Origin of the sequence: Actinomyces bowdenii (assembly GCF_017592395.1) — a bacterium.
Lineage (GTDB): Bacteria > Actinomycetota > Actinomycetes > Actinomycetales > Actinomycetaceae > Actinomyces > Actinomyces bowdenii.
In genome coordinates, this window is record NZ_JAGFOU010000003.1 from 106,497 (window position 1) to 120,627 (window position 14,131).

A 14,131-nucleotide genomic window follows, 5' to 3' on the forward strand; every position below is an offset into this window, starting at 1 on the left:
GGCGCATGACCTCATCCGCCGGCCGGGCGCCGGCAGCCGGCGTGCACGCACCCGGCACGCGCGGGAAGCTCCTGGGCGCCTACCAGCGGCACATGTCCCTCCAGCGCGGCATGTCCGAGCACACGGTGCGCGCCTACCTCGGGGACCTGGTGGACCTGCTGGACTTCCTCGGCGTCGGAGCCGAGGAGGACGAGCCCACGGGCCCCGCCCTGGCCAGCATCGACCTGGCCGACCTGCGCGCCTGGCTGGCCCAGCTCGCCGCCGACGGCCACGCCCGCGCCACACTGGCCCGCCGCGCCGCCTCCGTGCGCGCCTTCTGCGCCTGGGCCCACCGCGAGGGTCTCCTGGAGACCGATCCCTCCACCCGGCTGCGAGCGCCGCGCCCCGACAACCGCCTGCCCAGTGTGCTGAGCACCGATCAGGCCACCAGGCTCATGGAGACAGCGGCCCGCCTCGCCCGCGACAGCGACCCCGGGACCAGGCCCCTGGCCCTGCGCGACGCCGCCATCGTGGAGACCCTCTACGCCACCGGGGTCCGGGTCTCCGAGCTCGTGGGCCTGGATATCGGCGACCTCGACGAGGGCCAGCGCACCCTGCGCGTCCTGGGCAAGGGGGGCAAGGAGCGCACCGTGCCCTACGGGCTGCCCGCCGCCCGGGCCCTGGAGGCCTGGCTGGCCGTGCGCGGCCAGCTGCGCGCCGACGACACCGGGCCGGCCCTCTTCCTGGGCGCTCGCGGGCGCCGCATCGACCCGCGCATCGTGCGCGAGGCCATCCACCGGCTGTGCGCGGCGGCGGGCGTGCCCGACCTGGGGCCCCACGGTCTGCGCCACAGCGCCGCCACCCACGTGCTCGGCGGGGGAGCGGATCTGCGCAGCGTCCAGGAGATCCTGGGCCACTCCTCCCTGGCCACCACCCAGCGCTACACCCACGTCTCGGCCGAGCGCCTGCGCTCGGTCTACGACCAGGCCTTCCCCCGGGCCTGAGCCGGCCAGCGGTCCCACCCTGCTGCCTGCCCTGCTGCCTGCCCCTGCGGCCCGGTCAGGCCCCGCAGGATCCACGGCCCGGCCTCTACCGCCACGCCCCGGAGTGGGCGCGCAGCCCGCCCCGGCTCAGCCCTCCACCGGCTTGAGGCGGATGACCGGGGGCTGGAGCAGCCGCAGGGGATTGACATAGGTCTTGGGGCCGATGCGCGCGCCCCAGTGCAGGGCGCTGACCCCATCACCGCGGTGCCCGGCCAGCAAGGTCCCGATCACCTCCCCTCGCCCCACCGCCTGGCCAGCGCTCACCACCGGCTCCACCGGCTCATAGGTGGTGCGGATCCCATCGGCGTGGTCCACCGAGACCACCGGCCGCCCGGCCACCATCCCGGCGAAGGCCACCACGCCATCGCCCGCGCTGCGCACCGGCGAGCCCTCCGGGGCGGCCAGGTCCACGCCGCGGTGACCTCGCCCCCACGCCACCGCCGGAGGATCGAAGCCCTCCACCACCGGCGCGGGAGCGCCCGTGGGCCAGTGGTAGGGATCCCGACGATGCTGGGCGCCTCCGGCCCGGCCAGCACCCCCGGCCGCGCCCCAGGCCATGGCCGAGGCCGGAGCAGGGGTGCCTCGGACCTCCTGGCCGATCGCTCCTGGGGGACCCGCCGCCGGAACGGGTGGCGCCGCGGTGGCCATGAGCGTGGCGGCGGCGCCCAGGACCGCCCAGGCACGGGCCGTCCTGCGGGGGAGAAGGAGGGGGAGGGCGCGCGAGGAAGGCATGGCACGAGCATCGGCGTGCCGGAGCCCGGGAGCATTCCGGGGAATCGGCCCTGTGGAGGGCGGGTGCGGGAGCGCCGCCTGTGGTGACCGGGACGACTCGATATAGTGCGGAATCGAGATGCTGTGCGCACCAGTGCCTGTGATAATCTCGCCCCCGCAGCTTTCCGCGGGTCGCGCCGGGATTGAATCGGCCGTGGGCCGCGGGGGCTGACTTCGCGTGCCCGTACCCGAGCCTCGGGATATCCCTTCCGGATGACGCAGCCGCGGTCCCGCCCTCCCCGGAGGACGGGCGGTTGCGCGTCGCGGGCACCAGGCCCCGCAGCCACCGGGCGGCCCAGCCCGCCACCGGCCCACCACGCGGGGGACAACCGGAGAACACAGCACACGGGACGCCGCCGCTCCGGCGGAGCGCGTCCCCCGAATGACACGCATGCCGAGCAACCTCTCGGCATGCACGGAAGGACCGTCATGGCCGTCGTCACCATGCGCCAGCTCCTGGAGAGCGGTGTCCACTTCGGGCACCAGACCCGCCGCTGGAACCCCAAGATGAAGCGCTTCATCCTCACCGAGCGCAACGGCATCTACATCATCGACCTCCAGCAGTCCATCGAGGGCATCAACACCGCCTACGACTTCATCAAGGAGATCGTGGCCCGCGGCGGGAACATCCTGTTCGTCGGCACCAAGAAGCAGGCCCAGGCGGCCGTGGCCGAGCAGGCCCAGCGCGTGGGCATGCCCTACGTCAACCAGCGCTGGCTGGGCGGCATGCTCACCAACTTCTCCACCGTGCGCGCCCGCCTGGACCGCATGAAGGAGCTCGAGCAGATCGACTTCGACGACGTGGCCGGCTCCGGCCACACCAAGAAGGAGCTGCTCATGATGCGCCGCGAGAAGGACAAGCTCCAGCGCACCCTGGGCGGGATCCGCGACATGGGCAAGCTCCCCGCCGCCGTGTGGGTGGTGGACACCAAGAAGGAGCACCTGGCCATCTCCGAGGCCCAGAAGCTCGGCATCCCCGTCATCGCCATCCTCGACACCAACTGCGACCCCGACGAGGCCACCTACGGCATCCCCGGCAACGACGACGCCATCCGCGCCGTGAGCCTGCTGACCCGCGTCGTGGCCGACGCCACCGCCGAAGGCCTGCTGGCCCGCTCCGGGGGCCGCGTGCGCACCGGTGAGGAGGCCGAGGCCGCCGCCCCCGAGGCCGAGCCGCTTCCCGAGTGGGAGGCCGAGCTCCTCGCCGGCGCTGAGGCCGCCGACGCCGTCGTGGCTGCCGGGGCCCCCGCCGCCAGCGCCGAGCCGGCCGCCGAGGCCCCTGCCGCCGAGGGCGCCGGGCAGGCCTGAGGGCCTCCCCACGCACACCACTCCCGTCACAGATCCTTCAGGAGACATACATGGCGAACTACACCACCGCTGACATCAAGGCGCTGCGCGAGCAGACCGGCGCCGGCATGCTCGACGTCAAGAAGGCCCTCGACGAGGCCGGCGGCGACACCGAGAAGGCCATCGAGATCATCCGCGTCAAGGGCCTCAAGGGCATCGCCAAGCGCGAGGGCCGCAGCGCCTCGGCCGGCCTCATCGCCGCCCGCGTCGTGGACACCGACAAGGGCCAGGTCGGCGTCCTGGTCGAGATCAACGCCGAGACCGACTTCGTGGCCAAGAACCAGAAGTTCCTCGACTTCGCCGAGCAGGTCCTCACCGCCGCCATCGACTCCGGCGCCCAGGAGGCCGAGGCCCTGGCCGAGGTCGAGGTCGACGGCACTGCCGTCAAGGACCTCACCGACGGCATGCAGGCCGTCATCGGCGAGAAGATCGTCGTGCGCCGCGTGGGCCGCATCGAGGCCCCCAGGGTCGAGCTCTACCTGCACCGCACCAACCCCGACCTGCCCGCCCAGGTCGGCGTGCTCGTGGGCACCGACGAGGCGGCCGCCGAGGCCGCCCACGACGTGGCCATGCACATCGCCGCCTACTCCCCGGCCTACGCCACCCGCGAGGACGTGCCGGCCGAGGTCGTGGACAAGGAGCGCGCCATCGCCGAGGAGACCACCCGCGCCGAGGGCAAGCCCGAGAAGGCCATCCCCAAGATCGTCGAGGGGCGCCTGGGCGGCTTCTTCAAGGAGACCGTGCTGGTCGAGCAGGCCTTCGCCAAGGACCCCAAGACCACCGTCGGCAAGGTGGTCGAGGCCACCGGCGGTGAGCTCATCGGCTTCGTGCGCTTCCGCGTCGGCGCCTGAGCCCGCGCCACCGGCATCCCGCTGGAGCCCCGGCCACCAGCGGCATGCCGCCCCCGGCACCGCCCCGCCGCCGGCCATGAGCCCGACGGCGGGGCGGCCCGCACCCGGGGGCCGGGCGGCGAGCACCGCTGCTGCGCCCCTGGCGGCCCCAGTCCCTTGGCGCAGCGGAGGCGGCCGAACGCGGTACGCTGTCCCGAGCGCCTGAGCACCACCGCAACCAGACCCAGGAGGCCCCGCCCATGAGTGAGTCCCCGGAACGCGACGACCGCGTTGCTCACGGACAGCATCCCCGCCGAGTGCTCCTCAAGCTCTCCGGCGAGGTCTTCGGGGGCGGGGCGGTGGGCCTGGATCCCGACGTCGTGGCCGACGCCGCCCAGCAGATCGCCCGGGCCGTGGCCCAGGGCGTGCAGGTCTCCGTCGTCGTGGGCGGGGGCAACTTCTTCCGCGGCGCCGAGCTCTCCGCCCGCGGCATGGACCGAGCCCGCGCCGACTACATGGGCATGCTGGGAACCGTCATGAACGCCCTGGCCCTCCAGGACTTCATCGAGAAGGCCGGGACCCCCGCCCGGGTCCAGACCGCCATCGCCATGGGGCAGGTCGCCGAGAGCTACGTGCCGCTGCGGGCCATCCGGCACATGGAGAAGGGCCGCGTCGTCGTCTTCGGGGCCGGCGCCGGCCTGCCCTACTTCTCCACCGACACCGTCTCGGCCCAGCGCGCCCTGGAGACCCACTGCGATGAGCTGCTGGTGGGTAAGAACGGCGTCGACGGCGTCTACACCGCCGACCCCCGCAAGGACCCCAGCGCCGAGCTCCTGGACTACCTCACCTACGAGCGCGCCCTGGTCGAGGGCCTCCAGGTGGTCGACGCCTCGGCCTTCGCCCTGTGCCGCGACAACGGCCTGTCCATGCGGGTGTTCGGCATGGGGGAGCCGGGTAACATCACCCGCGCCCTGCTGGGTGAGAAGATCGGCACGCTCGTCAGCCAGGACTGAGGGGTCCTGCCGGACCCGACCACCAGCCACCACCCACCCACGCGAACAAGGAAGCACCATGATCGACGACGTCATGCTCGAGGCAGAGGACAAGATGGACAAGGCGCTTGAGGCCGCCATCCGAGAGCTCGCCTCCATCCGCACCGGCCGGGCCAACCCCTCCATGTTCAACGGGATCATGGTGGACTACTACGGCGCCCCCACCCCGCTCCAGCAGTTGGCCTCCATCACCATCCCCGAGGCCCGCACCGTGCTGGTCAGCCCCTTCGACCGATCCGCCATGAAGGACGTCGTCACCGCGATCCGCGAGTCCGACCTGGGAGTCAACCCCACCGACGACGGCACCGTCATCCGCGTCAACCTGCCCGCCCTGACCGAGGAGCGGCGCAAGGACTACGTCAAGCTCGCCCGCTCCCGGGCCGAGGACTCCCGCGTCCAGGTGCGCGGCATCCGCGGCAAGGCCAAGAAGGAGCTGGAGGCCATCAAGAAGGACGGCGAGGCGGGGGAGGACGAGGTCAAGCGCGCCGAGGGCGAGCTCGACGCCCTGACCAAGCGCTTCGTGGAGCAGATCGACGCCGCCCTGGCCACCAAGGAGGGCGAGCTGCTGGAGGTCTGAGCCCAGCGGCCCGCCAGTACCGAACCGACCCTCTGACGATCAGCCCGTGAGCACCATGCTGAGCCCGCGCCCCACGCGCAACCGCGATCCCCTGCCCTCCACCGGCAGGGCCGGGCGCAACCTGCCCGCCGCCCTGGCGGTCTCCGCCCTCCTCATCGCCCTGGTGGTGGTGCCGATCATGGTCGACACCATCCTCTTCGTCGTCGTCGCGGTCATCGCCGTGTGCGGGGCGCTGTGGGAGCTGGCCGCGGCCTTCGCCCGCAAGGGCATCCGCCTGCCCCTGGCGCCCCTGTGGCTGGGGACCCTGGGGATCGCGGTGACCGCCTGGCAGGTGGGGGCCGAGGCCGCCTTCGGCGCCTACGCGGCCACCGCCGGGGCCTGCGTGCTGTGGAGCTTCATGGACCAGGCCGAGGCCGATACCGGCACCGCCCTGGAGGAGGCGGGCGTGGACGTGCCGCGCACCGACGCCCACGACGTCGTGCGCCGCTCCCGCTCCGCCTCCGCCGTCGCCTCCGTCTTCGCCGCCACCTACCTGCCCTTCCTGGCCGGCTACGCCGTCCTGCTGGCCGCCCAGGACCAGGGAGTGGCCAAGGTCCTGCTGCTCATCGCCCTGCCGGCGGCCAACGACACCGGGGGATGGCTGGTGGGCGTGACCCTGGGCCGCCACCCCATGGCGCCCTCCGTGTCGCCCAAGAAGTCCTGGGAGGGATTCATCGGCTCCCTGCTGGCCACCGTGGGCGCCGGGGCGGGCGCCATGCACCTCATGGGCGGGCCCCTGTGGGCCGGTGCGGCGCTGGGGGCCTGCATCGTGGTGGTCTCCACCCTGGGGGACCTGGGCGAGTCGCTGCTCAAACGTGACCTGGGCCTGAAGGACATGGGTACCCTCCTGCCGGGGCACGGGGGCATCATGGACAGACTGGACTCCATCCTGGTGGCGGCCCCCGTCGTCTACGTCTTCAGCCTCCTGGTCCTCTAGGAGCCTCGACGGCGCGCCGCGCCAGCCGCCTGCCCGCGCGAGCCCCGCCCCGCACCGACCCCATCCGCAACGGAAAGGAGGCGCCCGTGAGCCCCGCCCGCCCCCCGCGCACCGGCCGCACCCAGCCGGTGGCGATCCGGCGCGCCCCGGCCGGGCCGCGCCCCGGCGAGGTCCAGGTGCTTCCCACCGACCAGCCGCCCGAGGGCGCCACCAGCCCTGACGCCCGCCCCCGCCTGTCCTTCGCCGTCCCCCCGGCCCGCGGCAAGGCCCCCCGCCACCTGGCCGACCTCGACCTGGCCGGTCGCAAGGCCGCCCTGAAGGACTCCGGCCTGCCGGGCTTCCGCGCCGACCAGCTCTCCCGCCACTACTTCACCCACCACACCCGCGACGCCGCCGAGATGACCGACCTGCCCGCCGGCCAGCGCGAGCAGCTGTGCGCCGAGCTCCTGCCAGAGCTCATCCACGAGGTGCGCGCCCTGCGCGCCGACGGCGGCCGCACCATCAAGCACCTGTGGGAGCTGCATGACGGGGTGCGGGTCGAGTCCGTCCTCATGCGCTACAAGGACCGCACCACCCTGTGCGTCTCCTCCCAGGCCGGCTGCGGGATGGCCTGCCCCTTCTGCGCCACTGGCCAGATGGGCCTGACCCGCAACCTGTCCACCGCCGAGATCATCGAGCAGGTGCGCCACGCGGCCCGCCTCTCTGCCGAGGGCGGCCTGGCGGGGGGGCCGGCGCGCCTGTCCAATGTGGTCTTCATGGGCATGGGCGAGCCCATGGTCAACTACAGGAGCGTCGTCGCCGCCCTCCACCGGCTCATCGACCCCGCCCCCCAGGGCTTCGGCCTGTCAGCCCGGGGCGTGACCGTCTCCACAGTGGGACTGGTGCCACTCATCCGCAAGCTCGCCGGGGAGGGCCTGCCCGTGACCCTGGCGGTGTCCCTGCACGCCCCTGACGACGAGCTGCGCGACGAGCTCATCCCGGTCAACTCCAAGTGGAAGGTCGGCGAGCTGCTCGATGCCGCCCACGACTACTTCCGGGCCACCGGCAGGCGCGTGTCCATCGAGTACGCCCTCATCAAGGACATGAACGACCACGCCTGGCGCGCCCAGCTGCTCGCCGATGAGCTCAACCGGCGGGGCAGCGGATGGGCGCATGTCAACCCCATCCCGCTCAACCCGACCCCCGGCTCCATCTGGACCTGCTCCGAGCCCGGGGTCCAGGATACTTTTGTCGATACGCTGCGCCGTGCGGGCATCACCACCACAGTGAGGGACACTCGTGGCAGTGACATCGACGGCGCCTGCGGCCAGTTGGCGACCGAGGTACTCAACCAGGAGAAGGCTAAGAGGCGATGAGCAGCATGTTCCCCAAGTCGGCGCTCCTGCGACCGGGCTACCGCCCCGAGCAGGTCGACCGCTACTTCGAGACGGCCCGTGAGATCTACGACGCCGGCGAGCTCGACGAGATGGACTCCGAGGGCGTGCGCACCGTCGCCTTCGACGTCGTGCCCGGCGGCTACCAGCCGGTGGCGGTCGACGCCGCCCTGGACCGCCTGGAGGCCGCCTTCCTCCAGCGCCGCCGCGCCAGCTTCGTGGCCCAGCACGGCCGCCAGGCCTGGATGGACCAGGTCACCCAGTTGGCCACCACCCTCTACCCGCGCCTGCTGCGGCCCATGGGCGAGCGCTTCGCCCCCGCTGACCGCCAGGGCTACTCCAAGGCCGACGTCGATGCCCTCATGGACCGCATCGCCGGGTACTTCGACTCCGACACCACCCTGAGCTCCGCCGAGGTGCGCGGGGCGGTCTTCCGCTCCGCCCGCGGCTCCAAGGCCTACGAGGAGTCCAGCGTGGACCGCTACCTGGCCCGCGTCGTCGAGGTGCTGCTGTCCGTTGAGTGATCCGGCCCCCCACCACATGAAGGATCCTGGGCGCCTGGTCCTGCTGGGCTCCACCGGCTCCATCGGCACCCAGGCCTTGGAGGTCCTCGCCCGCCTGGGCGACCGGGCCCCGGCCCCGGCCGCCCTGGCCGCCGGGAGCGGCCGCCTGGAGCTCCTGGCCGAGCAGGCCGTGCGCCTCGGCGTCCCCCTGGTGGCCGTCAGCGCCCCGGATGAGAGTGCCGGGGCGGTGGAGGCGGGCCTGCGCCGGGCCCTGGCCGCCGCATCCCAGCGCCTGGGGCGCCCCGACCCGGTCACCACCGCCCTCGTCGGCCCGCGCGCCGCCACCCAGGTCATCGAGGCCGCCGCCCTGGGCGAGGGCGACACCGTCCTCAACGGCATCACCGGATCAGTGGGGCTGGGCCCCACCCTGGCCGCCCTGCGCAGCGGCGCCCGCCTGGCCCTGGCCAACAAGGAGTCCCTCGTCGTGGGCGGGGCCCTGGTGCGCGCCGCCCTCAGGCGCCCGGGCCAGGTGGTCCCGGTGGACTCCGAGCACTCCGCCATCGCCCAGGCCCTGGCCAGCGGGCGCCACGAGAAGGGCCTGACCAGCCCGGTGCTCTCGGGCCGCAGCGAGGTGCGCCGCCTCATCCTGACCGCCTCCGGGGGGCCCTTCCGCGGCCGCAGCCGCCAGGAGCTGGTGGGCGTGGGCGCCGATGCGGCCCTGGCCCACCCCACCTGGGCGATGGGGCCGGTGGTCACCATCAACTCCTCCACCCTCATCAACAAGGGGCTGGAGCTCATCGAGGCCCACCTGCTCTTCGATGTCGACCCCGCCGATATCGAGGTCGTCGTCCACCCCCAGTCCGTCATCCACTCCATGGTGGAGTTCCGCGACGGGGCCACCATCGCCCAGGCCTCCCCGCCCGATATGCGCCTGCCCATCGCCCTGGGCCTGACCTGGCCCCAGCGCCCCGACCTGTCCGGTCTCGTGGCCCCCAACGATTGGAGCGCGCCACTGGCCTGGGACTTCGAGCCCCTCGACGACGAGGCCTTCCCCGCCGTGGCCCTGGCCCGCCACGCCGTGGCGGCCTCGGCCACCCACCCCGCGGTGCTCAACGCCGCCAACGAGCAGGCCGTGGCCGCCTTCCTGGCCGGCGGCCTGGAGTGGCTGGACATCGTCGACATCAGCGCCCGGGTCCTCCAGGAGCACGAGGGCCTGGCCGCCCCCGGCCTGGAGGAGGTCCTGGAGGCCGAGCAGTGGGCGCGCGCCCGCGCCGAGGAGTTCATCGCCCGCACCCGCACGCAAGGAGCCCCATGACCCAGACCCTGGCCTACGCCCTGGGCGTCGTCGTCCTCATCATCGGCATCGGCCTGTCCGTGGCCCTGCACGAGCTGGGGCACATGATCCCTGCCAAGCGCTTCGGGGTGAAGGTGCCCGAGTACTTCATCGGCTTCGGCCCCAGGGTCTGGTCGATCAGGCGCGGGGAGACCGAGTACGGCATCAAGGCCATCTGGCTGGGGGGCTACGTCAAGCTCGTGGGCATGCTCCCCCCGGCGGACCCCGACCGGCCCGACAAGCGGAGCAGGAACGGCGAGCTGGGAACGGTGGGCCAGGCCCGCGCCGAGGCGCTGGCCGAGATCGAGCCCGGCCAGGAGCACCGCGCCTTCTACCGGCTCAGCGTTCCGCGCAAGCTCGTGGTCATGGCCGGGGGGATCCTGACCAACCTGGTCCTGGGGGTCGTGCTCCTGACCATCGCCTTCGCCGTCGTGGGCCCACCGGCCCGCACCTCCACCCTGTCCACTGTCGCGCCCTGCGTGACGGCCCGGGCCGGGGCCGAGTGCTCCGAGCAGGACCCGGCCTCACCGGCCGCGCAGGCGGGCCTGAGGGCGGGGGACACCATCCGCGCCTGGAACGGCACCCCGGTGACCACCTGGGCCCAGGTCCAGCAGGCCATCGCCGATGGCGGCACTCAGCCCGTGCCGGTCGACATCGAGCGCGACGGGCGCCTCCAGCGCGTGAGCGTCACCGCGGTGGAGGTCGAGCGCCCCGTCCGCGATGACCAGGGCACGCCGGTCACCGACGCCTCGGGCGCGGTGGTCACCGAGAAGCGGCCCTTCGTGGGCGTCAGCCCCGTCATCGGCACCCAGCGCCTGCCCGCCTCCCAGGTGCCCGCCGTCGTGGGCCAGGCCGTGGGCGGCACCCTCAAGGCCATCGCCACCCTTCCCGTGGGCCTCTACCACGCCGTCGCGGCGGGCCTGGGGCTGGAGGAGCGCAACGCGGAGGGCCTCATCGGGCTGGTGGGCCTGGGGCGCGTGGCCGGCCAGGCCTCCAGTGCGGAGGCCGGGCAGGGCACGCTCGCCTTCTCCGTGCGCGTCTTCTCCATGCTCGGCCTCCTGGGCGGGCTCAACCTGGCGCTGTTCGCCTTCAACCTCATCCCCCTGCTGCCCCTGGACGGGGGGCATGTGGCCGGGGCCTGCTGGGAGGGCCTGCGCCGCGCCATCGCCCGGGTCAAGGGCCGCCCCGACCCCGGCCCGGTGGACACCGCCCGGCTCATCCCCGTGGGCCAGGTGGTCTTCGGCCTGCTCATCGTCATGGCGCTCATCCTGGTGTGGGTCGATATCGTCGCGCCCCTGTGAGGAGGGACCGCTATGCCTGATATGCCTGATGACGCGACCAATCCTGAGGCCGCTCCTCCGGTCCCGCTCGGCCGGCCGGAGGAGGGCAGCGGGGAGGGCCAGGGCCGCAGGCCGTCCTGGGCCGAGCGAACCCACAGGCTCGGGGGAGCCCTGTACCTCCTCCAGGGCCCCATGGTGCTCCTGCTGCCCTTGTGGACCTTCTCGGTGCGCGCCGGCATCCCCGGCTGGCACTCCATCTTCTACATCATCTTCTTCCTGCCGATGATCATCGTGGGCCAGCTCCTCATCTGGGGGCTGTCGGCGTGGGCCAACCGCCGCAGGGCGACCAAGCGGATGTCCCCTGCGATGGCCTGGGGCTACCTGGTCTTCCTCGTCTGCTTCTTCCTGCTGCCGCTCATCCCGCCTGACGACGATGATCAGGGAGTCGTGGACTCGGCGCTCACCGCGGTGGGCGTGGATCTCATGGTGGCCCTCACCATCTCCCAGATCCTCATGGCTGTGGGCATCGCGGCCGGGGCGGTGGCCCTGTTCAGCGCCCAGACCCCTGCCGACGACCAGTCGGAATCCACCCCGCTCCAATGACCCTCAGTCGCGGGCGGTGCGGCCGATCCCGGCGTCGCCCGCAGAATGGACCTCCAGGACGCGGATTCGCCCTGCAAGGCGGGGCTGAACTGCGTCTTGGGCGGCGAATCCGCGTCCTGGAGGGCGAGAACGCAGGCGCCGCCGCGGCAGGCGGCCGGCGGGGGACCGATGCCACAGCGCCCCGGTGCCCGGCGGCGCGATGACCCCACCGCCCTGATGCCATACTGGGGCGCGTGACTGACGCGATCGCTCTTGGCATCCCCACCGTGCGCGCCCAGGCCCCCGTCCTGGCCCCGCGCCGCCCCACCCGTAAGATCCAGGTGGGCTCCCTGGAGGTGGGGGGCGATGCCCCCATCACCGTGCAGTCGATGACCACCACCAAGACCCACGACATCGGCGCCACCCTCCAGCAGATCGCCGAGCTGACCGCCGCGGGCTGCGACATCGTGCGCGTGGCCTGCCCCACGGACAAGGACGCCGCCGCCCTGCCGATCATCGCCAAGCAGTCCCGCATCCCCGTCATCGCCGACATCCACTTCAACCCCAAGTACGTCTTCGCCGCCATCGAGGCCGGCTGCGGTGCGGTGCGCGTCAACCCCGGCAATATCCGCAAGTTCGACGACCAGGTCGCCGAGATCTGCAAGGCCGCCTCCGACCACGGCGTGAGCCTGCGCATCGGCGTCAACGCCGGCAGCCTGGACCCGCGCCTGCTCAAGAAGCACGGCAAGGCCACCCCCGAGGCCCTCGTGGAGTCCGCCACCTGGGAGGCCGGGCTGTTCGAGGAGAACGACTTCCACGACTTCAAGATCTCCGTCAAGCACCACGACGTAGTCACCATGGTCCAGGCCTACCAGCTGCTGTCCGAGGCCGGCAGCTGGCCCCTGCACCTGGGCGTGACCGAGGCCGGCCCCGCCTTCCAGGGCACTATCAAGTCCTGCGCCGCCTTCGGCACCCTGCTGTCCCAGGGCATCGGCGACACCATCCGCGTCTCCCTGTCCGCCCCGCCGGTGGAGGAGGTCAAGGTCGGCACCAAGCTCCTGGAGTTCATGGGCCTGCGCGAGCGCCAGCTCGAGATCGTCTCCTGCCCCTCCTGCGGGCGGGCCCAGGTGGATGTGTGGACGCTGGCCGACCAGGTGGAGGAGGGCCTCAAGGACATCACCGCGCCCCTGCGCGTGGCCGTCATGGGATGCGTGGTCAACGGCCCGGGCGAGGCCCGTGAGGCGGACCTGGGCTGCGCCTCGGGCAACGGCAAGGGCCAGATCTTCGTGCGGGGCAAGGTCGTGGAGACGGTCCCCGAGGACCAGGTCGTCGAGACCCTCCTGCGCCACGCCCAGGACATGGCCGCCCAGATGGCCGAGGAGCTCGGCGAGGACGCCCTGGCGGGAACCTCGCCCATGGTCTCGGCGGCGGGCTGAGCCGTGGAGCTGCCCCGCAGCGGGCCGGCCGGTCGAGCATGACACTGCTGAGGCGCCGTCGGGCACAGGTCATCCCCGTGGGCCCCGAGCGGCTCCCCGGGCTGCTGGGCCTGTGCTCGGCCGATCCGGTGGGCGCGGTGCCCCTGGCCCACCAGATGCTGCGCTGGGGGCGCTGGGGCCGGGGCGACCTGGTGGCCGTGGGCGACCTGGCCCGGCCCCGGGCGGCGGCCTGGACCACCAGCGGCGTCATGCCCTTCGGCCTGGCGGCGCGGAACCACCTGCCCGGGATGAGCCGGGCCGAGGTCATGGCCCTGGCCGAGCACTGCCGTCCCCGGCTGACCCGCCGCGGCTCCATCATGGGGCCCGTGCAGGATGTGGCCCCACTGTGGCGGCGCCTCGAGGGCATGGGCGCCGCGGCCCGGGAGGAGCGCTGGAACCAGCCCCTGCTGTGCGCCGACCACGGGCCCGGCGGCCAGGGGCTCCTGGCCGAGCAGCTGCGCCGCCGCCCCCGCTTGGAGTGGGTGGGCAGGGGCCTGCGCCCTGCGGCCGCCGGCGAGGATGAGCAGGTCCTGGCGGCCTCCATCGCCATGTTCACCGGCGAGCTCGGCTACGACCCCACCGAGACCGGCCCCTCCTACGCCCGCCATGTCGATTGGCTCATCTCCTCCCGGCGCAGCTATGTGGTCATGGACGACGGCGCGGCTCACCCCGCTCGGGGGCCCGGCGCCCAGGTCGCCTTCAAGGCCGACGTCGGGGCCCTGTGGCAGGCCCCCAGCGGCGCCGTCGCCCAGATCACCGGGGTGTGGACCCGCCCCGACCTGCGCGGCAGGGGAGTGGGCGCCGTGGCCCTGGCCGCCGCCGTCGACGCCGTGCGGCGCGACCACCTGGGCGGGCGCGGCATCGTGAGCCTCTACGTCAACGACTTCAACGACGCCGCCCTGGCCCTCTACCGCTCGGTGGGCTTCCACCAGGTGGGCACCTTCGCCACCATCCTGCTGTAGGACCAGTGGCACCTCACGGGCGGAACGCCGGTGCCGGGGGACCGTGCA

General features: G+C 73.2%; 14 protein-coding genes. 13 read left to right on the plus strand and 1 reads right to left on the minus strand.

All coding sequences use genetic code 11. From position 1 onward, the window contains the following. Positions 1-5 precede the first annotated feature (5 nt). Positions 6-983 (plus strand): tyrosine recombinase XerC, encoded by a 978-nt coding sequence (locus tag J5X07_RS02300; protein WP_124933316.1) that lies wholly within the window; start codon positions 6-8, stop codon positions 981-983. 126 nt (positions 984-1,109) lie between these two features. Here J5X07_RS02300 and J5X07_RS02305 read toward each other — a convergent pair whose 3' ends face one another. Further along, positions 1,110-1,754 (minus strand): murein hydrolase activator EnvC family protein, encoded by a 645-nt coding sequence (locus J5X07_RS02305; RefSeq protein ID WP_243896329.1) that lies wholly within the window; start codon positions 1,752-1,754, stop codon positions 1,110-1,112. 468 nt (positions 1,755-2,222) lie between these two features. Between J5X07_RS02305 and rpsB the strand changes: the two genes are divergently transcribed. The 12 genes from rpsB to J5X07_RS02365 all read left to right on the plus strand — a co-directional run bounded on the left by rpsB (position 2,223) and on the right by J5X07_RS02365 (position 14,083). Then, positions 2,223-3,101, plus strand: a complete 879-nt coding sequence (gene rpsB, locus J5X07_RS02310) for a 30S ribosomal protein S2 (protein ID WP_208478566.1) — start codon at positions 2,223-2,225, stop codon at positions 3,099-3,101. Positions 3,102-3,151: 50 nt separating this feature from the next. Beyond that, positions 3,152-3,991: a translation elongation factor Ts gene (gene tsf, locus J5X07_RS02315; protein WP_208478528.1), complete on the plus strand. Its 840-nt coding sequence runs from the start codon at positions 3,152-3,154 to the stop codon at positions 3,989-3,991. 239 nt (positions 3,992-4,230) lie between these two features. After that, the gene (gene pyrH / locus J5X07_RS02320) at positions 4,231-4,983 is read left to right on the plus strand and encodes a UMP kinase (protein ID WP_124933318.1); all 753 of its coding nucleotides are present in this window, start codon (positions 4,231-4,233) and stop codon (positions 4,981-4,983) included. Positions 4,984-5,041: 58 nt separating this feature from the next. After that, positions 5,042-5,599 (plus strand): ribosome recycling factor, encoded by a 558-nt coding sequence (gene frr, locus J5X07_RS02325; RefSeq protein ID WP_124933319.1) that lies wholly within the window; start codon positions 5,042-5,044, stop codon positions 5,597-5,599. Positions 5,600-5,645: 46 nt separating this feature from the next. Next, a complete protein-coding gene (locus tag J5X07_RS02330; protein WP_341769380.1) occupies positions 5,646-6,575 on the plus strand; it encodes a phosphatidate cytidylyltransferase in 930 nt (309 codons plus the stop codon). An 86-nt stretch (positions 6,576-6,661) separates the two neighbouring features. Beyond that, positions 6,662-7,930 (plus strand): dual-specificity RNA methyltransferase RlmN, encoded by a 1,269-nt coding sequence (gene rlmN, locus J5X07_RS02335; protein WP_208478529.1) that lies wholly within the window; start codon positions 6,662-6,664, stop codon positions 7,928-7,930. Beyond that, positions 7,927-8,472 (plus strand): DivIVA domain-containing protein, encoded by a 546-nt coding sequence (locus J5X07_RS02340; protein ID WP_124933322.1) that lies wholly within the window; start codon positions 7,927-7,929, stop codon positions 8,470-8,472. Before rlmN ends, J5X07_RS02340 begins: the two co-directional genes overlap by 4 nt. 16 nt (positions 8,473-8,488) lie before the next feature. Further along, positions 8,489-9,766, plus strand: coding sequence for a 1-deoxy-D-xylulose-5-phosphate reductoisomerase (dxr, locus tag J5X07_RS02345; protein WP_208478530.1), 1,278 nt, complete (start codon positions 8,489-8,491; stop codon positions 9,764-9,766). Next, complete coding sequence (locus J5X07_RS02350) at positions 9,763-11,085, plus strand: M50 family metallopeptidase (RefSeq protein WP_124933323.1); 1,323 nt, start codon at positions 9,763-9,765, stop codon at positions 11,083-11,085. The genes dxr and J5X07_RS02350 overlap by 4 nt, the downstream gene beginning before the upstream one ends. A gap of 12 nt (positions 11,086-11,097) precedes the next feature. Next, complete coding sequence (locus J5X07_RS02355; protein ID WP_208478531.1) at positions 11,098-11,667, plus strand: hypothetical protein; 570 nt, start codon at positions 11,098-11,100, stop codon at positions 11,665-11,667. 233 nt (positions 11,668-11,900) lie between these two features. After that, positions 11,901-13,082: a flavodoxin-dependent (E)-4-hydroxy-3-methylbut-2-enyl-diphosphate synthase gene (gene ispG, locus J5X07_RS02360; protein WP_208478532.1), complete on the plus strand. Its 1,182-nt coding sequence runs from the start codon at positions 11,901-11,903 to the stop codon at positions 13,080-13,082. Between the two features lie 38 nt (positions 13,083-13,120). Then, a complete protein-coding gene (locus J5X07_RS02365) occupies positions 13,121-14,083 on the plus strand; it encodes a GNAT family N-acetyltransferase (protein ID WP_124933326.1) in 963 nt (320 codons plus the stop codon). The last annotated feature ends 48 nt before the right edge of the window (positions 14,084-14,131 follow it).

Coding starts and splice junctions, on each gene's coding strand:
- rpsB (WP_208478566.1), top strand. CDS start 2,223: ATGGCCGTCGTCACCATGCGCCAGCTCCTGGAGAGCGGTGTCCACTTC.
- pyrH (WP_124933318.1), top strand. CDS start 4,231: ATGAGTGAGTCCCCGGAACGCGACGACCGCGTTGCTCACGGACAGCAT.
- J5X07_RS02300 (WP_124933316.1), top strand. CDS start 6: ATGACCTCATCCGCCGGCCGGGCGCCGGCAGCCGGCGTGCACGCACCC.
- frr (WP_124933319.1), top strand. CDS start 5,042: ATGATCGACGACGTCATGCTCGAGGCAGAGGACAAGATGGACAAGGCG.
- J5X07_RS02340 (WP_124933322.1), top strand. CDS start 7,927: ATGAGCAGCATGTTCCCCAAGTCGGCGCTCCTGCGACCGGGCTACCGC.
- J5X07_RS02350 (WP_124933323.1), top strand. CDS start 9,763: ATGACCCAGACCCTGGCCTACGCCCTGGGCGTCGTCGTCCTCATCATC.
- J5X07_RS02305 (WP_243896329.1), bottom strand. CDS start 1,754: ATGCCTTCCTCGCGCGCCCTCCCCCTCCTTCTCCCCCGCAGGACGGCC.
- J5X07_RS02365 (WP_124933326.1), top strand. CDS start 13,121: ATGACACTGCTGAGGCGCCGTCGGGCACAGGTCATCCCCGTGGGCCCC.
- dxr (WP_208478530.1), top strand. CDS start 8,489: ATGAAGGATCCTGGGCGCCTGGTCCTGCTGGGCTCCACCGGCTCCATC.
- J5X07_RS02355 (WP_208478531.1), top strand. CDS start 11,098: ATGCCTGATATGCCTGATGACGCGACCAATCCTGAGGCCGCTCCTCCG.
- tsf (WP_208478528.1), top strand. CDS start 3,152: ATGGCGAACTACACCACCGCTGACATCAAGGCGCTGCGCGAGCAGACC.